This is a genomic window from Staphylococcus lugdunensis (assembly GCF_001558775.1).
Lineage (GTDB): Bacteria > Bacillota > Bacilli > Staphylococcales > Staphylococcaceae > Staphylococcus > Staphylococcus lugdunensis.
The window spans coordinates 1,570,598-1,594,766 of sequence record NZ_CP014022.1; the positions used below are offsets into that span (position 1 = coordinate 1,570,598).

20 protein-coding genes are annotated in these 24,169 nt (G+C 35.1%); 15 read left to right on the forward strand and 5 right to left on the reverse strand.

Annotation, left to right across the window (positions count from 1 at the left end; translation table 11 throughout):
* The first annotated feature begins 1 nt into the window (after position 1).
* The 5 genes from opp1B to cntE are packed head-to-tail and all read left to right on the forward strand — an operon-like array spanning position 2 to position 4,559.
* Positions 2–943 carry a nickel/cobalt ABC transporter permease gene (gene opp1B / locus AL499_RS07400; protein WP_002460841.1) on the forward strand — a complete coding sequence of 314 codons (942 nt, stop codon included), beginning with the start codon at positions 2–4 and terminating at the stop codon, positions 941–943.
* Positions 934–1,803 carry a staphylopine uptake ABC transporter permease subunit CntC gene (gene cntC, locus AL499_RS07405; protein WP_002460840.1) on the forward strand — a complete coding sequence of 290 codons (870 nt, stop codon included), beginning with the start codon at positions 934–936 and terminating at the stop codon, positions 1,801–1,803. Before opp1B ends, cntC begins: the two co-directional genes overlap by 10 nt.
* Positions 1,800–2,615, forward strand: a complete 816-nt coding sequence (cntD, locus tag AL499_RS07410) for a staphylopine uptake ABC transporter ATP-binding protein CntD (protein ID WP_002460839.1) — start codon at positions 1,800–1,802, stop codon at positions 2,613–2,615. Before cntC ends, cntD begins: the two co-directional genes overlap by 4 nt.
* The gene (locus AL499_RS07415) at positions 2,608–3,357 is read left to right on the forward strand and encodes an ABC transporter ATP-binding protein (protein ID WP_002491982.1); all 750 of its coding nucleotides are present in this window, start codon (positions 2,608–2,610) and stop codon (positions 3,355–3,357) included. The genes cntD and AL499_RS07415 overlap by 8 nt, the downstream gene beginning before the upstream one ends.
* An 11-nt stretch (positions 3,358–3,368) precedes the next feature.
* Positions 3,369–4,559 carry a staphylopine family metallophore export MFS transporter CntE gene (gene cntE / locus AL499_RS07420; protein ID WP_002491945.1) on the forward strand — a complete coding sequence of 397 codons (1,191 nt, stop codon included), beginning with the start codon at positions 3,369–3,371 and terminating at the stop codon, positions 4,557–4,559.
* A 136-nt stretch (positions 4,560–4,695) separates the two neighbouring features.
* Here cntE and AL499_RS07425 read toward each other — a convergent pair whose 3' ends face one another.
* On the reverse strand, positions 4,696–6,009 hold the full coding sequence (locus AL499_RS07425; protein WP_002460836.1) for a M30 family zinc metallopeptidase: 1,314 nt from the start codon (positions 6,007–6,009) through the stop codon (positions 4,696–4,698).
* Positions 6,010–6,221: 212 nt separating this feature from the next.
* Between AL499_RS07425 and AL499_RS07430 the strand changes: the two genes are divergently transcribed.
* Together AL499_RS07430 and AL499_RS07435 are read left to right on the forward strand one after the other, a co-directional pair.
* Positions 6,222–6,809 (forward strand): DJ-1/PfpI family protein, encoded by a 588-nt coding sequence (locus tag AL499_RS07430; RefSeq protein ID WP_002491950.1) that lies wholly within the window; start codon positions 6,222–6,224, stop codon positions 6,807–6,809.
* A gap of 200 nt (positions 6,810–7,009) precedes the next feature.
* Entirely contained in the window at positions 7,010–8,641 is a 1,632-nt protein-coding gene (locus AL499_RS07435) for an APC family permease (RefSeq protein ID WP_002460834.1), read from the forward strand.
* A 146-nt stretch (positions 8,642–8,787) separates the two neighbouring features.
* Here AL499_RS07435 and AL499_RS07440 read toward each other — a convergent pair whose 3' ends face one another.
* Entirely contained in the window at positions 8,788–9,267 is a 480-nt protein-coding gene (locus AL499_RS07440) for a peptide-methionine (S)-S-oxide reductase (RefSeq protein WP_002460833.1), read from the reverse strand.
* Between the two features lie 194 nt (positions 9,268–9,461).
* Here AL499_RS07440 and AL499_RS07445 point away from each other — a divergent pair, with 194 nt between their 5' ends.
* Both AL499_RS07445 and AL499_RS07450 read left to right on the forward strand, forming a co-directional pair.
* Positions 9,462–10,142, forward strand: coding sequence for a type 1 glutamine amidotransferase (locus AL499_RS07445; RefSeq protein WP_002491970.1), 681 nt, complete (start codon positions 9,462–9,464; stop codon positions 10,140–10,142).
* Entirely contained in the window at positions 10,123–11,091 is a 969-nt protein-coding gene (locus tag AL499_RS07450) for an alpha/beta hydrolase (RefSeq protein WP_002479090.1), read from the forward strand. Before AL499_RS07445 ends, AL499_RS07450 begins: the two co-directional genes overlap by 20 nt.
* A 139-nt stretch (positions 11,092–11,230) precedes the next feature.
* Here AL499_RS07450 and AL499_RS07455 read toward each other — a convergent pair whose 3' ends face one another.
* Positions 11,231–11,830, reverse strand: coding sequence for a hypothetical protein (locus AL499_RS07455; RefSeq protein ID WP_002460829.1), 600 nt, complete (start codon positions 11,828–11,830; stop codon positions 11,231–11,233).
* A 462-nt stretch (positions 11,831–12,292) separates the two neighbouring features.
* On the opposite strand from AL499_RS07455, the gene ptsG reads away from it, so the two are divergent.
* Positions 12,293–14,284, forward strand: a complete 1,992-nt coding sequence (ptsG, locus tag AL499_RS07460; RefSeq protein WP_238925189.1) for a glucose-specific PTS transporter subunit IIBC — start codon at positions 12,293–12,295, stop codon at positions 14,282–14,284.
* A 364-nt stretch (positions 14,285–14,648) separates the two neighbouring features.
* Here the strand turns inward: ptsG and AL499_RS07465 are convergent, their stop codons facing one another.
* Positions 14,649–15,569 carry an ABC transporter substrate-binding protein gene (locus AL499_RS07465; RefSeq protein ID WP_002460827.1) on the reverse strand — a complete coding sequence of 307 codons (921 nt, stop codon included), beginning with the start codon at positions 15,567–15,569 and terminating at the stop codon, positions 14,649–14,651.
* 118 nt (positions 15,570–15,687) lie between these two features.
* Between AL499_RS07465 and AL499_RS07470 the strand changes: the two genes are divergently transcribed.
* The 3 genes from AL499_RS07470 (at position 15,688) to pbp4 (ending at position 19,050) form a co-directional block, all read left to right on the forward strand.
* Positions 15,688–16,380: an alpha/beta hydrolase gene (locus AL499_RS07470; protein WP_002479088.1), complete on the forward strand. Its 693-nt coding sequence runs from the start codon at positions 15,688–15,690 to the stop codon at positions 16,378–16,380.
* 121 nt (positions 16,381–16,501) lie between these two features.
* Positions 16,502–17,617 carry a low temperature requirement protein A gene (locus AL499_RS07475; protein WP_002491983.1) on the forward strand — a complete coding sequence of 372 codons (1,116 nt, stop codon included), beginning with the start codon at positions 16,502–16,504 and terminating at the stop codon, positions 17,615–17,617.
* A gap of 197 nt (positions 17,618–17,814) precedes the next feature.
* Positions 17,815–19,050 carry a penicillin-binding protein PBP4 gene (gene pbp4, locus AL499_RS07480; protein ID WP_002491964.1) on the forward strand — a complete coding sequence of 412 codons (1,236 nt, stop codon included), beginning with the start codon at positions 17,815–17,817 and terminating at the stop codon, positions 19,048–19,050.
* Between the two features lie 332 nt (positions 19,051–19,382).
* On the opposite strand, the gene AL499_RS07485 is transcribed toward pbp4, so the two are convergent.
* Positions 19,383–19,979 carry a TetR/AcrR family transcriptional regulator gene (locus AL499_RS07485; protein WP_002460823.1) on the reverse strand — a complete coding sequence of 199 codons (597 nt, stop codon included), beginning with the start codon at positions 19,977–19,979 and terminating at the stop codon, positions 19,383–19,385.
* A 233-nt stretch (positions 19,980–20,212) separates the two neighbouring features.
* On the opposite strand from AL499_RS07485, the gene AL499_RS07490 reads away from it, so the two are divergent.
* Positions 20,213–22,699: an MMPL family transporter gene (locus AL499_RS07490; protein WP_002491971.1), complete on the forward strand. Its 2,487-nt coding sequence runs from the start codon at positions 20,213–20,215 to the stop codon at positions 22,697–22,699.
* A 174-nt stretch (positions 22,700–22,873) separates the two neighbouring features.
* A complete protein-coding gene (locus AL499_RS07495; RefSeq protein WP_002460821.1) occupies positions 22,874–23,905 on the forward strand; it encodes an SDR family oxidoreductase in 1,032 nt (343 codons plus the stop codon).
* The last annotated feature ends 264 nt before the right edge of the window (positions 23,906–24,169 follow it).

Below are 24,169 nucleotides of genomic sequence, written 5' to 3' on the forward strand. Positions count from 1 at the left end.
TATGGTCAAATTTATTATAAAACGTATAGCGTTGATGGTTCCTTTGATGCTTGTTGTGAGTTTTTTAACGTTTCTACTGACCTATTTGACTGATGAAAACCCAGCTGTCACTATTTTACATGCGCAAGGCGTACCTCATGTTACACCACAACTTATTGCTGAAACGAAAGCGAAATATGGCTTAGATCAGCCATTGCTTATTCAGTATAAAAATTGGCTAATACAGGCGCTGCAATTAAATTTTGGCACAAGTTACATTACTGGTGATCCCGTTGCAAGTAGAATCACGCCAGCGTTTATCAATACATTGAAATTAACATTAATATCTAGTGTTATGGTTATCATGACATCTATTATCTTTGGTGTGATTAGTGCTTTGACACGAGGTACACTGATTGATCGTAGCATACGTTCGATGGCCTTTGTACTTACGGCATTACCGTCATATTGGATTGCCTCAATATTCGTTATTTATATCTCGGTTAAACTAAATCTATTGCCGACGTCAGGGTTAACAGGCCCAGAAAGTTATGTCTTACCTGTATTAGTGATTACAATTGCCTATGCTGGTATCTATTTTAGAAATGTACGTCGCTCGATGATTGAACAACTAAATGAGGATTATGTGCTGTACTTAAGGGCATGTGGAATATCTACAAAGAAACTAATTTGTCACGTATTACGCAATGCGTTACAAGTAGCTGTATCTATATTTTGTATGTCTATTCCAATGATTATGGGTGGACTGGTTGTAATTGAATATATCTTTGCTTGGCCTGGATTGGGACAACTTAGTTTAAAAGCTATATTGGAACATGATTTTCCAATCATTCAAGCTTATGTGTTAATTGTCGCGATTTTATTTATTGTCTTTAACACGTTAGCAGATATTATCAATGCCTTATTGAATCCAAGGTTAAGGGAGGATATATCATGCTCGTAATGAAGCGTTTGTTACATGATAAAGGTGCCGTTTTAGCCTTAGTCATTATTTTGGGATATGTGTTGTTAGGCGTATTAGCTCCTTTAGTGACTTGGTATGATCCCAACCACATTGATACAGCGCATAAATATGCCAGTATCAGTTGGCAACATCTACTGGGTACGGATCATTTAGGACGTGATATTTTAACACGTTTGATTTATGCAATTAGACCAAGCTTGTTGTATGTCTTTGTGGCACTGATTTGTTCTGTTGTTATTGGTGCTGTGCTTGGATTTATTGCTGGCTATTTCCGAGGATATATCGATGCGCTTATCATGCGCTTATGCGATGTTATGCTGGCATTTCCAAGCTATGTTGTAACATTAGCGCTTATTGCTATGTTTGGCATGGGTACAGAAAATATTATTCTGGCATTTATTTTGACACGTTGGGCATGGTTTTGCCGGGTTATTCGAACGAGTGTGATGCAATACACGACTGCGCATCATGTACAATTTGCGAAAACAATTGGTATGAGTCATTTTAAGATTATTCATAAGCATATTATGCCTTTGACTTTAGCTGATATTGCTATTATATCAAGTAGTTCTATGTGTTCGATGATTTTACAAATATCTGGCTTTTCATTTTTAGGCTTAGGCGTTAAAGCGCCAACTGCTGAGTGGGGAATGATGTTAAATGAGGCTCGAAAAGTGATGTTTACACATCCAGAAATGATGTTTGCGCCAGCAATAGCGATTGTCATCATTGTAATGGCGTTTAATTTTTTATCGGATGCAATACAACTTGCGATTGATCCAAGGTTATCAATGGTTGAACGACGTCAGGCCGTGAAGAAAGGTGGCATACGCATATGACAAGATTAAATGTTCACCATTTAAACATTATTGATTCATGGACAGGCCAAGCGCTTGTTAGCGACGTCAACTTCAATGTTAACAGCGGTGAAACCTTAGGTATTATAGGTGAGAGTGGTAGTGGCAAATCTATTACTTGTAAAGCGATTGTTGGATTAAATGATGACCGGTTAAAGGTACAAGGTCAGATTAACTTTGAAAGTGTTGATATGTTGAAGCTTCATGACAAACAGCTTAAGCAATATCGAGGTAAAGAGATTGCTATGATCATGCAACAAGGCAGTCGTGCTTTTGATCCATCGTCACCTGTAGGAAAGCAAATGATGGAAACCATGCAGGCACATACGTCATTAGGACGTCAGCAGGTGATAGATATTCTTGTAGAACGTATGTTGTATATGAAATTACAAAATCCGAAGCAAGTATTGTCGATGTATCCACATATGTTGTCTGGCGGTATGTTACAACGTTTGATGATTGCTTTAGCGTTAGCATTGCAACCGAAGTTGATTATTGCTGATGAACCTACAACCGCACTTGATACCATCACACAATATGAAGTATTAGAAGCGTTTAATGATATGAAGCAACAAATGGGCTGTGCAATGATTTTTATTTCACATGATTTGACAGTAGTTAATCACGTAGCTGACCATGTTGCTGTCATGCGAGCAGGCCGATTGGTTGAGCAAGGTACTAGAGAAGCAGTGCTCTATCATCCTCAGCATGCATATACGTCCTACCTTTTAGCTACTAAAAAGAAAATCAGCGACCACTTTCAACGCGTCATGCGAGGTGAATGCAATGCTTAAAATTTCAAATGTTGAAAAATCTTATCGAACGGCGCATGGTTTTCAACATCGACAAGTATCTATTGTGAAAGGCGTCTCGTTTAACTGCCCATTAAACAGTTCAATTGCAATTATTGGTGAAAGTGGCAGTGGCAAGTCAACACTTAGTAGGATGATTTTAGGACTTGAAAAGCCAGACAATGGTTCGGTGACATTAGAACAACAGCCCATTTATAAAAGAAAAGTAAGACGTCATCATATTGCAGCCGTATTTCAAGATTACAGTTCGTCTTTACATCCTTTTCAAACAGTCAGAGACATTATGTTTGAAGTGATGTGTCAATGTGGCAAACCCTCTAAAGCAGAGATGGAGGAGTGCGCATGTGAATGCTTAATTGAAGTTGGCTTGTCGTCTGATTATATGGATCGATATCCTCATATGTTGTCAGGGGGAGAAGCACAACGTGTAGCCATTGCTCGTGCAATCAGTATTAATCCGCAATACATTTTATTTGATGAAGCGATTAGTTCGTTGGATATGTCAATTCAAACACAAATCTTGGATTTATTACTGACATTACGTGCAACGAGACAGTTGAGCTATATTTTTATTACACATGATATACAAGCCGCGACTTATTTGTGTGATGAACTCATTATTTTTAAAGATGGTGCAATTGAAGCACAGATGCCAACGACAGCATTACATTGTAGTGAGAATGCTTATACCAATGCGCTCATTAATAAACAATTGTCATTTTAAGGAGGAAAAGCATGAAAGGCGCATTATCAGGGCCATTTTTAAGATTATATTTACTCACGTTATTATTTTTTAGTGCTAATGCAATTTTAAATGTCTTTATTCCACTGCGTGGTCATGACTTAGGTGCAACGAATACAGTTATTGGAGTAGTGATGGGCGCTTATATGCTTACTGCCATGTTGCTACGACCTTGGGCAGGACAAATGATTGCTCGTGTAGGTCCCATAAAAGTGTTGCGCATTATTTTAATTATCAATGCATTGGCACTGATTTTATATGGTTTTACTGGACTTGAAGGCTATTTTATTGCCCGGGTTATGCAGGGGATATGTACGGCTTTCTTTTCAATGTCCTTACAGCTTGGTATTATTGATGCCTTACCGGAAAAACACCGTGCTGAAGGCGTATCGTTATATTCTCTCTTTTCGATGATTCCTAACTTAATTGGACCGTTAATTGCGGTGGGTATTTGGCAGATACATCATATGTCTGCTTTTGCAGTAATCATGGTAATGATTGCATTATCAACCACGATATTTGGCTATCGTGTGACGTTTGGAGAGCAAGAGCCAGATACGAGTAGCAAGATTGAGGCTTTACCGTATAATGCAGTGACTGTGTTTGGACAATTATTTAAAAATAAAGCACTATGTCAAAGTGGTTGTATCATGATTTTAACGTCCATCGTCTTTGGAGCTGTAAATACATTTATTCCTCTTTATGCGGTGCGTGATAGCTTTGTACATGCAGGACTTTTCTTAACAATTCAAGCGATAGCGGTTGTATTGTCACGCTTTTATTTACGCAAATACATACCATCTGATGGACAGTGGCATTCAGTTTTTATGCTACGTGTGTTATCATTACTCGTTATTGCAGCCGTTGTGATAGCGTTTGGCCCACAGCTTCCGCAAATGATTGTCTATATTGGTGCTGTCTGTATTGGTATTACTCAAGCACTCGTTTATCCAACACTGACATCTTATTTAAGTTTTGTCTTATCAAAAGTTGAGCGTAATATGTTGTTAGGTCTATTTATTGCTTGTGCAGACCTAGGTATTTCACTAGGTGGTGTACTGATGGGACCAATATCAGATTGGCTAGGATTTAAATTCATGTATTTACTATGTGCGAGCTTTGTTGTCATTGCTATGGTGTCCAGTGTCAGTAATTGGAATCAGCAACAATGTCATAAGCGATAGTGTTCGAAATTTAAACAATCACTCATGCCTTGAAGCATAGGATTGTTTAAACATATAGAGGCTACACAGTTGCGTTTGTATAATGGCAACTGTGTAGCCTTTTTAAATCGTTAGCTAATGAACTTCTGACAAGTGATTAATTGACTTTATTGTATGAGATATCTTCGTCTTTGTCATTAGGTACGTTGAAGTCTTGATTTGTTTGGAATAACACAGATCCTTGAGGTGCTAATGTCTCTGGAATTTGAGAAATTGGTTGTGGATGAACGTTATTGAAGTCTGCATCTCCTTTGAAACCATACGGCCCACTATTTTCTTTTTTCACAAGGGCGATTCTAAAGTTAGTCATGAATTTACTAAGTGATAAATTAGGGTCTACATGTTCATGAATTGCATTTTGAAGTGCAGTATTCGTATCACCTGGATCATTAATGAGTTCTTTAAAGACTTGTTCACCATTGTCACTTTGTTTTTTCAGATATTCAATAAAGAGGTAAGATAATGAGTAGTTTGATAATGTATCACCTTGTTCGTCCCAACGGATTAATGAATGACCATAGGCGATGGATTTTGAATTATTATAATAATCGATACGTGAATTCAATGGTGCATTCAAGTACATTTGTTCACTAGCCATTGATAATGCTTCGTTTAACCATGGATCCATTTCTTCTTGACTTTGTTCTTTAAATAGATTTTCGTTGGCATTGACCATATGTTGATATTCATGCGCTAATGTGGAATAGATTTGTGATTCATTCAAATGTTGACGATCTGTTCCCATTGATGGATACGTATCCATATAGAAGATTTCGCTGTGGTTTGATCCTCGGACATTGTATAAATCTCTTGGATGGAAATAACCACCAATATACGTTCCTGTTTGGTCATAGTTATCTTTAATATCATATACAAGGATATTTACTTTACCATTATTGTCAACATCAGAGGGTTCACCAAAGTTGTTTTCGATAAGTGGGTCGATACGTTCATCAAATTCTCTACCAATGTTTTGCGCTTGTTTATCAGTAATGTATTGATCAGCAACCCACACTTGGGCTTTTTTACCATCGTATTTTAATGTAGCAGTGGTTTGTTCATCTTGATTAGTTCTATTATCAATTGTTGTAAAGGTACGCTGATCATTTAGGCTATATTGTTTGCCACCATTTTGACTGCGGTTTTCACTCTTTCGAATCGGTTGTTTATTCTTTGGTGCCTTAAATAATTTATCTTCTTTGAAGGCTTCGCGATTTTGTGGTCCCATTTGCTTCACGGTTTGCTGTTTAAGTGCAGCACGATTATAGCTGCCTGTATAAGCTTGGCGGCCATCTTTATCTATATTTTCATTGTTAACGACGTAGGATGCGGCTTGTGCGCATTGTGAAATCGGTAAGGCAATAGTAATCGTTGTGCTAAGGGCGATTAATAATTTATGTGAAATGTTCATAGCAGACTCTCCTTTTTTTAAAAATTTAGATTTATTTGAAATCTATATACTATTCTATGGACTAGTAGTAAAATTTGGGTTTTTAGCTCTTAACTGTTCAAATATTTGCCTAACTGTATAAAATAAAACTTTTCATATATAATGAAAAATATGACTAAGTTATACAAATTATATTTTTAAATATTGATTGCAAGCATAGAGGAGATGAAAATATGAAAAAAGCAATTTTTTTGTTATTGGATGAATATGCAGATTGGGAAGGCAGTTATTTAGCATCAGCTTTAAATCAAAGTGATACGTGGGAAGTGATGACAGCATCTATCCAAGATGAAGTGCGTTCGATGGGTGGTTTAACAACCCTTATTGATGTTCAGCTTGAAGCGGTAAATGCGTATGACTTATTGGTATTAATTGGTGGTAAAAGTTGGCATATCGACAATCAGACTTTAAATCATTTTGTTCAACAGGCATTTGAACAACACAAACCTATTGCTGCCATTTGTGGTGCTGTAGATTATTTAGCACGGCAAGGACATTTGAATACGTATCGACATACCGGCAATGCGGTACAGTTATTAGACCAATACGAAAATTATCAGCCAACTTATCCATTTATTGCCACGCAGGTGGTGCGTGACAAACATTTAGTTACGGCAAATGGTACAGCGGCCATTCCTTTTACAGCGGCTGTACAACAGTTGATTGACTTTGATTCAAATGACAATATAGAACGACAGGCCTATATGAATCAATTTGGATTTTATGATTATTGTGAGCGTTATGGCAATCCATATTTATAAAATATAAATTTAAAAATGATAAACATATGTTCAACTTGAAACGAACGCTGTAATATAGTCTGTTTATTTGATTTTTCAAAATAATAATAATGCTATATTAAACATTTATATGAATAATTGAGTTTGACTATTATTTTGAGTAGCGTATAATGATTACGTGTTTATTAAAAATGAAACATAACAATAATTAAGGAGTTATTATGGGTAATGAAAATAAAAGCAATAAGATAAGTTTGGCACAACTTGTGCTATTAGGACTTGGTTCACTCATTGGTTCGGGTTGGCTATTTGGAGCGTGGGAAGCTTCATCTATCGCAGGACCAGCAGCAATTATTTCATGGGTGATTGGATTTATCGTCATTGGAACTATTTCATATAACTATATTGAAATCGGCACTATGTTTCCACAATCAGGTGGAATGAGTAACTATGCACAATATACGCATGGTTCGTTGCTAGGCTTTATTGCAGCTTGGGCGAACTGGGTATCATTGGTTACCATTATTCCTATTGAAGCTGTGTCGGCTGTACAATACATTAGTTCATGGCCTTGGGATTGGGCTAAATTTACATCGGTATTAATGGAAGATGGCTCAATTAGTACAAGTGGGTTATTTGCAGTTTATATCATCATCATCATTTTTTCACTGTTAAATTATTGGTCGGTTAAAATTTTAACGTCATTTACAAGTTTGATTTCAGTGTTTAAATTGGGTGTGCCATTATTAACAGTTATTATGTTAATGCTGTCTGGCTTTGACACAGGAAATTATGGTCATTCTGTAAGTACGTTTATGCCTTATGGTAGTGCACCAATTTTTGCGGCAACGACAACATCAGGAATTATCTTTTCATTTAACGCATTCCAAACAATCATTAATATGGGGTCTGAAATTCGCAATCCAGAAAAGAATATTGCACGTGGTATCGCAATTTCACTATCATTAAGTGCTGCATTATATATTATTTTACAAAGTACCTTTATTACATCAATGCCTCAATCTACGATTAATGCACATGGTTGGAGTGGTATTAACTTCAACTCTCCATTTGCTGATTTGGCGATTTTATTAAACATTAATTGGCTAGCAATTTTACTTTATATTGAAGCCGTTGTTTCGCCATTTGGTACTGGTGTATCATTCGTAGCTGTGACAGGGCGTGTATTACGTGCTATGGAAAAGAATGGGCATATTCCTAAATTTTTAGGAAAAATGAATGAAACATATAATATTCCACGTGTTGCCATTCTTTTTAACGCAATAATTAGCATAATTATGGTAACGTTATTCCGCGATTGGGGAACATTAGCAGCCGTAATTTCAACAGCGACACTTGTGGCATATTTAACTGGTCCAACAACTGTAATCGCCTTACGTAAAATGGCACCAAAAATGACGCGACCATATCGTGCAACATTGCTAAAAGTGATGGCACCATTATCGTTTGTCTTGGCTTCACTAGCAATTTATTGGGCAATGTGGCCTACAACAGCTGAAGTTATCTTTATTATTATTTTAGGTTTACCGATTTATTTCTTCTATGAATATAAAATGAATTGGAGAAATACGAAGAAACAAATTGGTGGTAGCTTATGGATTATCGTGTATCTTATTGTATTGGCAATTCTGTCATTTATTGGAAGTAAAGAATTTAAAGGTATCAATTTGATTCACTATCCATATGACTTTATCGTGATTATCGTAGTTGCATTGATCTTTTACAGCATCGGAGCAACAAGCTATTTTGAAAGTATTTACTTTAGACATGCGAAGAAAATAAATACTAAGATGGCAAGAGACTTAAAAGATAATGAACTAAATAACAAGTAAAAAAATTAGGTTTTAAATTAATACAGTCTGAGACATAAATCACAGAAAAATAACACTCAGATGAATTGAATTTCAACTCATCTGAGTGCTTCTTTGTATTTGTCCAAGAACTTTATGTCCAGACCTTTTATCTATTTCAATACTTATTAGGCATTGTTTTTATATTTATAAACTAAGCTTTTTGGTAAATGGCAGTAGTCATCAGGATAGCGTTCTAATCTATTTTGATGCATATCGGCACTTTTAATATAATTGGTCAGCGGTAAGACTTCCGTTGCAATAAGATGATGGTCTTCAATAGCATCGATAAAGGCTTGAGCTTCTTTTAAATGTTCAGGGTTTTCACTATAGAATCCAGTTCTATATTTTAACCCGATGTCTTGACCTTGTTGATGAAGACTATAAGGATCGATAATTTCAAAGAGATAGCCCATCAAATCCGTAACGGACACGACGTTTGGATCAAATTCCGTTTTGACAGCTTCCACGTAACCGTCGTACTCACCATCTAGAGATTTTGTAATGCCATTTGCGCGACCACTTGTCGTATTGATAACCCCTGGGAGTGTTCGAATAAATGCTTCAACGCCATATAAACAACCACCTGCTAAGTATACTGTTTCCATAAACAACCTCCTATAATTGAAAATCATTATCAATTAGAATTATAGTAAAATTGTAGTGATAATTCAATGTATACAACCAGTTTCTGTCAATGCAGTCCGCAAAGTACATATAATAAAAATGGTATACTTGAATATGAAATGAGTCGCATTCGCAATGATGCGATTATATACTCAAATGATAAGAAGGAACGCCAATGAAGGTTTATATATTACAACATGTCCCATTTGAGACCCCTGGGAGTTTAGCTTATTTAGATGCGCATATTATTAAATTATATGAAACGCCAGTCCGTATACCCGATGCTCAGCAAGTTGATGTGCTTATTATTTTAGGAGGGCCAATGAGTGTGAATGACGATATTCCTTGGTTAGCAGAAGAAAGAGCGCTTATTATTGCTATGCTTAAGCAACAGAAACCAATGTTAGGGATTTGCTTAGGTGCACAACTCATTGCGCAAGTGCTCGGCGCAACAATTTATACCAATTCAGCAGGTAAGGAAGTAGGATTTTCAAATATTAAAAAAACAACATCTCGTTATAACTTCTTGCCTGAAACCTTAGACGTTTTACACTGGCATGGAGAAACATTTTCATTACCTCCTGGGGCAGAACGACTTTATTGTTCACCTTATTGTGAAAACCAGGCATTTATTTATAAAGATTGTGTGATTGGTTTGCAATTTCATTTAGAAACAACGTCTCAGACATTACAAGATCTTGTTGCAGCTGACTACAAATATATTGAAGGGAATGTACTACAACAAACACGTGACAGTATCTTGCAACACGAAATACCAACTGACAATCAAATCGTCTTAAGCAAGATTATGGATCATCTTATAGGAGGATGTACTTATGGAGAAACATATTCATAAAGATTTATTACCGGCATTTAAGCGCTTGTCGCCAATGATTTTTACTGAAGCGCGATTACCACTCATCAGAGGTATTAATCAAAAGTTAATTCGCCCCTATAAGGATGAATCATTACAGTTTACAGAACATCATATTACATATGCAGATAGTGACGTCTCTATAAGAGTGAAAGTGTATGCGCCTAAAGCACAACAACAGCCTTTGCCTGTCGTGCTATATATTCATGGGGGAGGTACGTTCTTTGGAACGGTAGAAGGTAACGATGCTACATGTGCAAGTTATGTTAAACATGTACCGTGTGTGGTCGTTTCTGTAGATTATCGTTTAGCACCTGAACACCCCTATCCTGCAGCACTAGAAGATTGTTATCTCGCATTACAATGGATTGTTAGCGAACGTGAAACATTAAATATCGATATTGATAGATTAGCTGTAGTTGGTGGCAGTACTGGGGGAGGACTAACGGCAGCTTTAACACTATTAGCCAGAGATAGAAAAGGGCCTAACATTAAATTTCAAATGCCGTTATTTCCAATGATAGATGATACGTGCGCCACACCTTCAAGTCAGGAAGTTTTAGATTCTAAAGTATGGTCTTCGGAATTAAATCAATTTGCTTGGTCGATGTATCTGAAAAATATTAAAGGTGATGTACCTAAATATGCAGCCCCAATACGTGAAACAGACTTCAGCCAACTTCCAGCGACATATACTTCTGTAGGAACGTTGGATCCATATCGAGATGAAACCATCAATTATGTACAAGCGTTGGCTCAAGCGGGTGTACCCGTTGAGTTTCATTTATATCCAGGCTGTTATCATGAATTTGAATCTATCGCGCCAGATGCACCTATTAGTAAACAATCCAAAGCGGCGGCGCTACAAGCTTTAAAACAGGCATTAACAGATGAAGATGCATCTATTAAAGCTAAGAATATTGAGAAATAGCAACATAACAATGTTTTCATACACATACACCATTTATAAAATATGACATAAGTGATTGTAGCAGGTTCTTAATAAGTAGAAGAACGGAGCGGGACAAAATTCATTATGAATTCGTAGTCCCGCTCTCTTTATAATGATATTATTTCTGATAGTATTTATCGTTATTAATCGCATCATTTGGGTCGACTAAGTTATTTAAAGTAGGTTCGTATAAATCATGTTGATATTTCTCGCTTGCAAAATTTTTAATATGTGCGATGAAATCTTCAATACTAATGTCTAGCTTACGTTTTGAAAAAGTAATATTGTTTTTATTAAAATCAGGACTCTCATATTTTTGAGTATAGATTTTGTAAGAAATTTTAAAGTTATTAAACTGATTTTCAACTGGTTCATAGCTGGTTAATAAACGTCTTAGCACTTTATTAGAATTGTCACTGTGATGACTCATCAATAAGATTAAACTTTGTAATTGTTTATCTAAACCTTTGAAATCTGTGTGAATCTCTTGGTAAATCTCTGTTGTATTGTCTTTGTTGAAATTGGAATAATTGAAATCTAAATAATTATTGCGTACTTTTGCGGCTTTATACGCAATAACATCTAATGAACTGACTAAATCATTATGATAATCTTCTCTTTTATCTCGCTCATCTTTTCTAAATTGGAATATTAATGCTATGAATGTCCCAGCTAACGTGAACAAACCACCGATAATGGCTGCAATAAACTCACTCATCAAACAACCCCTCCGACCTATATTAATTTAAAGCTATTATGGCATAACATTTGTTTTATGCAAATTTAATATATAAACAAAATATCAATAGAAACAAGCATTAAAAATGAAATATTACTGATTTATTTGAAACAATGACTACATTGAATTATGTCAAACCAACAACATTTAAATTAAATTTAAAATTTATATTGTTAACGCTTACTTTAACGTGCTAAAATATCTGGGAACAATTCATTCGAATTCAATCAAAAGTAGTCAAATTAGTGCAGATGATAGTGTGATGTTTATGTTTTAGGACCATTAGTGCTTTATATATCTAGCTAGGCCATACATCATGTTCAGTCTGAATAGATTGTTGTTAATCGATAATGAATACTATTTTAATTGGGTTCTTGCTTGGAGGTTAGAAAGGTGAGAAAGAAATTATTCGGTCAATTGCAACGTATAGGTAAAGCATTAATGTTACCAGTTGCTATTTTACCAGCTGCTGGGTTGTTACTCGCACTTGGTACTGCGATGCAGGGTGAATCATTACAGCATTATCTACCATTTATTAAAAATGGTGTGATTCAAAATATTGCCCTTATGATGACAGGGGCAGGTGGGATTATCTTTGATAACTTGCCAATGATTTTTGCTTTAGGTGTAGCTATCGGTTTAGCCGGTGGTGATGGTGTAGCTGCGATTGCGGCATTTGTTGGGTACATCGTCATGAATAAAACGATGGGTGCTATCTTAAATGTTACCCCAAATGAAGTAAAAGATGCTGCCAGTGGTTATGCCAGTGTATTAGGTATTCCTACGTTGCAAACAGGTGTCTTTGGTGGGATTATTATAGGTGGCTTAGCCGCGTGGTGTTATAACAAATTTTACAATATTTCGTTACCATCGTACTTAGGTTTCTTTGCGGGTAAACGTTTCGTGCCAATTATGATGGCAACGACGTCATTTGTTTTAGCGTTTCCAATGGCATATGTATGGCCAATGATTCAATCTGGATTGAATGCATTTAGTGAAGGATTATTGGACTCTAATACAGGTTTGGCCGTATTCTTATTTGGCTTTATTAAGCGATTGTTAATACCATTTGGCCTACATCACATTTTCCATGCGCCATTTTGGTTTGAATTTGGTTCTTGGAAAAATGCGGCAGGGCATATAGTACGAGGAGATCAACTAATCTTTATTGATCAAATTCGTGAAGGTGCACATCTGACTGCTGGTAAATTTATGCAAGGTGAATTCCCAGTAATGATGTTTGGTTTGCCGGCAGCGGCGCTAGCGATTTATCATACAGCAAAACCTGAAAATAAAAAGGTTGTTGCAGGTTTGATGGGTTCAGCAGCTTTAACATCATTTTTAACAGGTATCACAGAACCACTAGAATTCTCATTCTTATTTGTGGCACCGTTGCTCTTTGTTATCCATGCACTGTTAGATGGACTATCATTCTTAATTCTATATTTACTTCATTTGCACTTAGGTTATACATTCTCAGGTGGCTTTATTGATTACGTACTCTTAGGGGTATTACCTAATAAAACAGCTTGGTGGCTAGTCATACCAGTTGGTTTAGTCTATGCAGTTATCTATTATGTTATATTTAGATTCCTCATTAAGAAGTTAAACTTTAAGACACCAGGTCGCGAAGACAAAATGGCTTCAGCTAAACAAACAGCAGCAAGCGAGTTGCCATATGCAGTATTAGAAGCAATGGGTGGTAAGACGAATATTAAACATTTAGATGCATGTATTACCCGATTACGTGTTGAAGTGAATGACAAAGCGAAAGTGGATGTTGCAGGATTAAAAGATTTAGGGGCTTCAGGTGTGTTAGAAGTTGGTAATAATATGCAAGCTATTTTTGGTCCTAAATCAGATCAAATCAAACATGAAATGCAACAAATCATGAATGGTGAAGTTGTCGAACATCCTATGTCAGCTGAAGATGACTCTGACGAAGCGGTAGTTGTAACAGAAACAAAAGCACAAGCGGAGACACATAGTGAAAGTGTCGTTGCGCCATTAGAAGGAAAAGTAGTCGATTTAGCTGATGTTCCGGATCAGGTCTTTAGTGAGAAAATGATGGGAGACGGCATAGCGATTGATCCAGTTAGTGGTGAAGTTCGAGCACCGTTCAATGGTAAGGTTCAAATGATTTTCCCTACGAAGCATGCCATCGGTTTAGTATCTGATCAAGGATTAGAGTTATTAATTCACATTGGTTTAGATACAGTTCAATTAGAAGGACAAGGTTTCACAATGCATGTCGAAGAGGGGCAAACAATTGAACAAGGTCAACAATTAGTAACCTTTGATTTAGACTATCTTGGTGAAAATGCGAAAAGTTTAATTACACCAATTATTGTGACGAAAGGTGACATTACAGATATAGCTGTAAAAGCTGGTAACAGTATCCATTTCGGTGACCGCCTTTTTAACATTAAATAAACAGCTTGAAATAAAAGCGGTTTGAACATCATTTATAGAAAAACAGGATTGGATTTAAATTCCAAAATAATAGCACAAAGATGATTTGAAATTAAAAATCGTCTTTGTGCTTCTTTTGTAATCAATACTGTGTAATTGTATATGAAGTTATACTAAAATGCTTACAAAAAATAAGAGATTTTCGTAACATTTAATGAACCTCATTAAACTAAATGAACAAGGTGATTTATGTATAAAATCAACATATGCTACCAATAGAACCTTTAGTTTTAATATATTCAAATGTTATGGTGCAAACTATACCGAAGAAAGGATTTTGGGGCTATAACTTTAGTCCGTCACATTGATGTTCTAAAGTGTTGTGCTATTTCATTGCTTTTAATGCTTTATAGAAAATATCTCGTTGACGTTCTAAAGAAATAGGATCATTATATTGTGTTTCACTGACATCAAATTTAATGACACGATGTTTTTTGACAGCATTGAGACTCTTCCAAAATTGTGTTTGTTCAAACTGTGGTGACTTGTTACCTTGTTGAGCAATAACAGCAATATCACCAATATATTCTGGGAATTGTTCTTCATTGATTGGTGTTGCTACTTTTTTCTGAGTTGCTTGTTTTAATGCTTTAGGCTGTTTCAAGCCATAGCCCTCATATATAATCTCTGTTCCACGTCCCATGTGATTGCTGAAAGCCATAATGCCTTTAGGTGTTTGTTGTAAGACGGAAGCAGTTTTCCCCTTAATCATAGGTGCCAATGCTTTCTTATCTTTTGCTAATTGTTTTTCCCAATGTTTTAGCCATTGGTTTGCTTTATGTTGCTCGTTAACAAGTTGTGCTAATTTTTTAGTAGTGTCTTTATAAGATGATTGATTCGCATCGAACACATAGGTTGGGGCAATTTTTTTCAATTTCCCATAATTTTTATCGCCTTTTGACGTAATAATTAAATCGGGTTTTACTTTGGCAACTTGCTCTACACTAGTATTATCTATACGTTTAATGCCTTTTGTGGCCTTGTTTAACACTTTATTTTTAGCAACAAATTTTGGTACGGCAATCGGTTTATGGCCAAATTTTACTAAAGCACCTACATATGTGGGATGTAATACAGCGATGCGCTTAGGATTTTTAGGTATTTTAACTTTATTGCCGTCATCCATCGTTACTGTTCGCATGGCTTTCGTATTGCTATGATCTTTAGCGCGCTCATGATTATCATTTGAGTTACAAGCAGCTAAAAATAATATGGTACATAACGTTAATATGATAAATCTTTTCATTTCATCACCCTTTATTTTAAAAAATGTGTATTGATAATCGTTATCAATTATAGCATAATTTTAAATATATTTAACTTTTAAATAAATTTAATTATTAGAATTTTAAAGGGGAGTTATCATGAATAAACGTCGACAGGTCTTTCAAATGGATGGCTTTGAAATTACCATTCAATTACCAAAGGATTATGGTAAGCAGAAGGTTAAAAGATATGCTGCACTCATTGTTCATGATGGCGATATGTTATTTAAACGGTGTAATAAAGATATGATTTTTATCGGCATTCTTTCTAAAGAACGTACAAAAGACTTTACACCGTGGCCGGCAAAAGTTGGCACAAGACTTAATCAAGGCCAAGCGTCTAGGTATCTCACTTGGTTAACGACACAATTGTTACCTTATGTGAGAGAACAGTATCGTGTATCATTAAATAATCAGGATATTGGCATTGCTGGTGCATCTTATGGTGGACTTGTGTCACTTTATGCATTGTATACCATGCCGCAACAATTTGGGAAATACATTTTGATTTCCCCTTCAGTATGGTATCCGGAATTCATAGATTTTATGAAGCAACAGCAGGCGATTAATGCGTCAGTACATGTCTACTGGTATGTAGGGATGAAAGAAGGCATTAAGCATACACAGATTGTTAAAGACATGGTTGGTAACAGTTTGTTGGGAAAAGCAATATTAGCGAATGATTTAGCAAACGAGACGTCGACATTTAAATTTCAAACAGCTAAGCGTGGTATTCATCGGCAGCGATACTTTAAAAAGTTTTTCAAACGTGGTTTGAAGGAAGTGTTTTAACATGAGTAAATAGTTAATATCACAGCACTGTAAATTTAGTATCGTTTCTTATTGAGCTTGTCAGACATGGATATTTAACTTGTGCTATTATAATGAGAATAGTAAATAAAGGAGTTAATATATGGAAAGACAACCAATACAACGACATTTAGAAGAGAAACGCGCAGGCTTTCATGAATTGTTTTTTGACTTGATTTTTGTCTATGCGATTCAAAAAATTGCGCATGTTATTTTACACACACATGGCGGTACCATTTCTGCCGATTTGTTTTTTAAATATATTATGATGAGTTTAATCTTATGGATATTATGGTCGCACCAAACATTCTTTACGAACCGTTTTGGTAAGACGTCTAAGACCGATGTGTGCTTCATGATGTTTAATTTGTTTGTGCTGATTTTTCTATCGAATAGTTTATATCCAAGTTTTGAAAAGACATTTTTCCCATTCTTTTTATGTGTCACAATCATGTATATGAGCATTGGGTTGCAATATCTAGTGCAGCTAAGATATGCGCGTTATCCTAATGACTACCAAACGTGTAAAGCTTTTGCTATCGTCGCATTTACGGTAGCAGCATTGTCGTGCTTATCACTTATTTTACCGACACATATTCACTATTATAGTGCCTTTTTAGGTGTCTTTGTAGCTGGCACAGGCTTAATTCCATTTAGAAAATATTTATATCAATCACCAGTCAATATGATGCACTTAGTTGAACGTTTTTCATTACTAACGATAATTATTTTTGGAGAAGTGCTTGTCGGTTTAGCATCTACCTTTAGTATTAAACATTTTGACATTATTTATATATTTCAATTTCTAATTTTGGTTAGTCTATTTGGGATTTATTGGCTAGTCACTGAAAACTATATCAATCACCAGCATAAGTCGATAGGATTTTTACTTGTGTATACACATTTGGTGATTAATATTGCATTAGGTATGTTAAATACAGCACTTGTATATAGTAATAGTAACGAGCTGTATCGTTTCTTTGAAATCAACTTATTATATGTAAGTATAGTGCTATTTTTAGCAGGACTATGGTTTAATTCATCATATTTTCACGCACATTTAAAAATAGTAAAACCAATTGTCTATCAAATTATAATTATTATTGTGGCATATATGATGAGTATCGTGTTTATCAATGTAGGACATGTCTTTGTAATTGTTACAGCAATTGCGACGTGTTTAATTTTAGCGATATATTATTTAAAAGTAGCCGAATAGTACGCATACTCAAAAACTGACGAAGTCTTTAAGGGCATTTGTCAGTTTTTTCATTAATAGATACGATTATGGCTTGCGTGAGTGGTTAGATAGATAAAGTAATTAGAAAAACAAGGGTAGTTGTATCCTTTTTAAATGGTGTCACAGCATATAACATGATATTTTAAAGAAAAGAGATAAAAAGGTGGATTTAAACGGTGAGACAAATAAAAGGCTTTGTACTTCTATTATGCTTATGTATGATGTTTAGTCCATTAACTACCTATGCAGCAAAAACGCCCACACAAATCGCTGAAGCGGAAAAGCAACATATCGCTCAGCACTACAATCCTAAAAGTATGATTGTAACTACGCAACAAGGACAAATTCTTTACGACTATCATCAGCATGACAACGTAGATCCAGCATCAATTACCAAGCTAATGACTATTTATTTAGTATTAGACGACATAGATAAAGGTAAAATTAAATTAACTGATGAAGTAAAAGTTTCAGGACGATATGCCAAAATGTCACGCATACCGGGATTAACAACCTTTCCATTGATTAAAGGTAAAACATATACGATTAAGCAATTATTAAAACAAGGTGCATTAGCGTCAAGTAATGCAGCAATGTTGGTGTTGGCAGAACATATTGATGGCAACTCATCTGATTTCACACATCGTATGAATCGTAAGGCGCAAGCATTGCACATGAGACATACGCATTTTAATAATCCTAGTGGTGCAGATAATAGATTAATAAAGCCCTTTGCACCGTCAAAATACAAGCAACAACATTTCTCTAAAACGACTGCGAAAGATATGGCTGTATTAACACAACAATTAGTAAAGCAACATCCTAAAGTGTTGAAGATTACAAGACTGACGTCCGATAAACAACATGGTCATATGCTTAAAAACACTAATTTATCATTACCCGCACAAGCTGATGGTTTAGCGGGTGCTGATGGTTTAAAAACAGGTACCAGCAATCACGGCTATAACTTAGCGTTAACAGCTAAACAAAATAACTTAAGAATTCATTCAGTGCTATTTCAAGTACAGCCATTTGCTGATGAACGAGCAAAACATGTGCGTCAACAACTTTCTAATATCATGGTTCGACGTGCTTTCAAAAATTATGATTATCGCAAAGTGCTTAGTAAAGGTCAGCACCGTATTCAAGGGAAAATGTATTATGTGAAGAAAGATTTATATGATGTTGTACCTAAAGATCACAAAGGTTATCAGTTCAAAATCAATCACGGTAAATATGTGCATTTAACGTATCAACGTTCATTTTTACCGGGAACACACCCGCCAAAAGTAGAAGTGGTTAAAGTATCCGGGATGATACAGCCTATAGTCATCAGTTTATGTATAAATGGTGGACTAATTATAGCGTTTATCTTTACAATTACTATAATCAAAAATAGAAAAAGAATATAAAGTAAAATAAACAAACACAGCAAGTTGGGGTGGGGTCCCAACAAAGAGAAATGCAACAAGCATTTCCGCGAACAACGCAAGTTGGGTGGCTGAAGTTCTCTCCCTAAGAAGCCAATCATACAAAGTATTATCAATAAAGAAACCAGAGTCTGAGACAACATTATGTTTTAGGCGCTGAATGCTATATTGGCAGTAGTTGACTGGAGTGCAAATACGCTGATACCAAGCTTTTTCACTCCTAGTCAACTTGGCAGGAGCGGGACTACGAATTCATCATGAATGCTGTTCCGCTCCTTGGTTTTTCTAAAAAGGATGTTCTATTCTCTGTTTCTTTAGCGCTCTTCTAGTTCTGATTCGATGCCTAATAGTTCAAAAGGATTAGTGTTAGCTATTTCAAGCATGACTTGAGCGATATAATGTGAGCTATATTGAACATTGTCATTAATCCAACGTTCAATAACGCCTAAATGCCCATGAATAATAAAGTTTAATGCAATTTCATTTTTAAACGTTAATGAAACATGATTTTTCTCTAATAAAGGTAGGAAAATATTTTCTCGTACCTTTTCAACTAATAGTGAACGGAATCTTGTATTATTCATATTGATAAACAGAACACGAATAAACTCATAATTCATTTCAATGTATTCTAATAACTTATAAAATGATACTTTAAATTCTGAACTGAAAATGGCATCTTCTGAGGATGAATCTCGTTTTACATAATCTAATAACTCTGTAATTGTTTCATCAATGATTGAAACAATAAAGTCATCTTTACTTTGATAATGTAAGTAAAATGTACTGCGGTTGATATGTGATGCTTCAGCAAGTTGTTGTATGGTAATGTCTGAATAGTTTTGAGTGCTTAATAATTGTGTTAAGCCTTTTTTTAAATAGTTATTCGTCCGTTTTTGTCGTTTGTCCATGTTGTTTTCCTCCTTATTCGTCTATCATTTGGAATTTAATCAACACAAATTTTAAAAACGTCTATTATAGTGCAAATCTAGAAATTTTTAATGAGAAATATCAAATGTTTTGTGGTATCTTACATAATAGACAATTTGTCTATTAAAAGATAAACGAAAATACTACAGAAAGCAATGGTTAACACTTAGTTAGATAATGACCTTGCTAAAAAATAAAAAGGGAGTAAGAGATAATGAAGACAATTTTGAGATTTAAATGGCCGATTTCAATATTAGTAATCATTGTAATTGTGTTGTCACTTATTTTTGCACCAAATTTGTCTCAATTGGCAAAAGAAAAGGGTGAAATTAAGCCTCCTGATAGTACATCGTCACAAAAATATGAACATATGTTGAAAGACGTAGGAGCAAATTCTAATTCCATAGTTGCAGTCATCAAAATGAAAGAACCATTAAGTGAACAAGGCAATGACAAAGTAGAACATTTTATTAAAGAAATTAAAAAGATAGATGGCGTTAATCAAGTTATATCACCGTATACCAATAAAGATACCTTCAAAAAAGTTGTCTCAAAAGATAAAAAAACAATAATGATTCCAGTTGAAATGACAACAGGTGATTCTGTCAAAGTGGCTGATAAGATTAATAAAATTGACGATCACCCTGGAAAAGTGTACTTAACTAATAATGATCTAGTTACACATGATATTAATAAAGCGACAGATAAAGGGCTACAGAAAACAGAAATTGTAACAGTTGCTTTAATTCTGATCATTCTATTTGTAGTATTCCGCTCTGTTGTCACACCATTTATTCCATTGTTTATTGTAGGTTTATCTTATTTATTTAGCTCTGCAATTATTGCATTCTTAGTAAAATATTGCGATTTCCCAGTATCAGTATATATTCAGCCATTTTTAGTAGCTTTATTGTTTGGTATTGGTACAGATTATTGTATTTTATTATTGAATCGATACAAAGAAGAGCTGGCCGCGCATGATGATAAGACGAAAGCGGTTTATGAAACATTTGTGAGTGGCGGTAAAACGATACTCATTTGTGGAAGTACAATTTTTGTCAGCTTCTTAGTGATTTTGTTTGCACAATTCGATTTATTCCGCTCTGCAGTGGGTATCGGCGTAGGTGTAGTATGTTTATTAATTATTATGTACACATTACTGCCACTTATCATGGTGTTATTAGGCGAAAAAATATTTTGGCCAAGTAAAAAAGCAACATCGCACAAAGAAAATCGATTTTGGGGTAAACTTGGAAATTTATCTAGTAAACACGCATTCGTTGTCATTTTAGTGATTTTAGCTGTATTTTTACCACTTATTTACTTCACACCAAATAAAATCACATACGATAATACAAATGAAATAAGTAATCATTATGGCTCTGTTAAAGCCTTAGATATTATCAAAGATAAATTTGAATTAGGAGAAGCTTTCCCGGTAACCATTGCCATCAAAGATAATGATAAATTAACAACATCTAAAGGGTTAAGTGATTTAGAAACGTTAGCGAAAAGTATAAATAAAATCGATAATGTCAAAGGTGTTAATACGATTACTCGTCCAACAGGCACCCCAATTAAGCAATTATCTGCCACAAATCAATTAAATGAAATTCAACAACAATTGACGAAAGCCAATAAAGGATTAGGACAAGTTAACAATGGTTTAGGTACAATGCAACAAAAGGTTCAGCCATTGACACAAAGTCAAGTGGTACAGCAACAAATGCAACAAGCAAGTCAAAATCCACAGGCTGGTGTTCAAAGTATTACACAGCAAGCAAGTCAATTATCCCAAGGCTTACAACAAGCACAACAAGGTAATGAACAAGTCATCGATGGTCAAAAAGAAATACAAAGCTATTTGAAAGGTATGTCACAAGACGATAGTGTTAACCGTTCAGGTATGTATATTTCACAAGATATGCTGAATAATAAAGATATGAAACGCTCAATTGACCAATATAGTGCAGACCACGGTAATGTTGTCTTGCTCAATGTAGAATTAAAACAAAATCCTTATTCTAAGTCAGCCTTTAAAACGTTAAATAACATTAAAAATACAATAGATAATCAGAAAAACGGTACTGTATTTAAAAATAGCAAGATTGAATACGGCGGTGTTACCTCACAAAACGCAGATTTAGACCACACGATTAATACGGATATGACGAAAGTGATTATATTAATGTCTCTAGTTACATTCTTAGTACTTGTCGTCTTTAAACGTTCTATTATTATGCCGTTGTATATGATGTTCTCAATACTCATTACGTATTACGTTTCTATGGGTATCGCCAATGTGCTATTTGATTATTCGTTTGGTGAAAAAGGCGTACTTTTAGTAGCACCATTCTTTAGCCTAGTCATATTATTCTCATTAGGTATTGATTATGCAATCTTCTTACTCAACCGCTTTAATGAGGAAGTACGCACACATGATATTCATAATGCATTAATAACTGCGATGAAGAAAATGGGTACGGTAATTGTCACAGCATGCATTATTATCGTTGGTACCATTGCGGCATTGTACACATCAGGAATGCTCACACTGATGCAAATTGCGACAATACTCATTTTGGGGCTACTTATATATAATTTATTCATCTTACCATTGTTTATTCCAGCCGTAGTAAGCACGCTAGGTAAAGGAAATTGGTGGCCATTAAAAGGTCCTAAAAAACAGCAACATAAATAGATGAAATAAAAAAAGATACCTCTTAATTGATATGATGCTTGGTCATGTTGATTAAGGGGTATTTTAATAAGATGAGCTGCTAAATAAACAGTGAATTAAGTTATTTTATTAACGTTATAATGTGATAAGCTGTTAAAATTTACTCTTAAAAAAAGTAGCCAGGAGGTTATGAGCATGGATAGTAAAGTATTAGTGACAGGTGGTACCGGCTTTTTAGGCATGCGTATTATTTCGGAACTATTGAAACAAGGTTATGACGTACGTACAACTGTGCGTTCTATCAATAAACAAGCAAATATTTTAAATACAATGAAAGCCAATGATATTCCAACAGAACGACTCACATTTGTCGAAGCAGATTTATCTAGTGATGAACATTGGGATGATGCGATGCAAGGCTGTCAATATGTGCTAAGTGTCGCTTCGCCTGTCTTTTTTGAAATTCCTGACGATGAGTCAGAAGTAATACGTCCTGCAATCGAAGGCGTGCAACGTATTTTACGTGCTGCTGATCATGCAGGTGTTCAACGTGTTGTGATGACATCAAATTTTGGTGCGGTTGGTTTTAGTAATAAGGATAAATCAAGTATAACGACGGAACGTAATTGGACAGATGAACATGAACCGGGCTTATCAGCTTATGAAAAATCTAAATTATTGGCTGAAAAAGCTGCATGGAATTATGTTGAAAATGCGACGCGTAAAATAGAATTTGCAACAATCAATCCAGTAGCAATGATGGGCCCATCTTTAGATGCACATATTTCTGGTAGTTTTGATTTAGTCAAAAATTTAGTTAATGGTTCAATGAAACGCATACCAAATATTGCATTAAATATTGTTGACGTGAGAGATGTCGCCGATTTGCATATTCGTGCAATGACGCATAATGAAGCAGACGGTAAACGCTTTATTGCCACTGCAGACGGTCAGATTACTATGCCGGAAATCGCAGCGCTTATTAAGAAAGAACGCCCAAATCTAGCACAGAAAGTATCAACAAAACGCGTGCCTAATTTTATATTATCGTTAGGTGCAAAAGTGAATAAGCAAGCGAAAGAGGGCAAATTATTACTTGATATTAATCGTAATGTTAGTAATGAACAAGCTAGGAAATATCTTGGCTGGACACCAATAGCGACACAAGAAGAAGCGATTTTAGCAGCACTTGACAGCATCGTACAATATGATTTGTTAAATAATTAATGATTCATACAACGCTGTAATATAAATTCAAAGATAATGGCACAAAGATGATTTGAAATTAAAGGCGTCTTTGTGCCTTTTTATATTTAATGATTTGTATTGTATAGTTTCACTTTCACAGTGTGCTGTCTCAGTCTAAACAAATATATTGGTAGTAGTTGTCTAGATTGAAAATACATTTATCCCTAGCTTTTTTCAATTCTAGTCAACCTTGCTGGAAGCGGGACTACGAATTCAAAATGAGTGCTATCACGCTCCCATTTG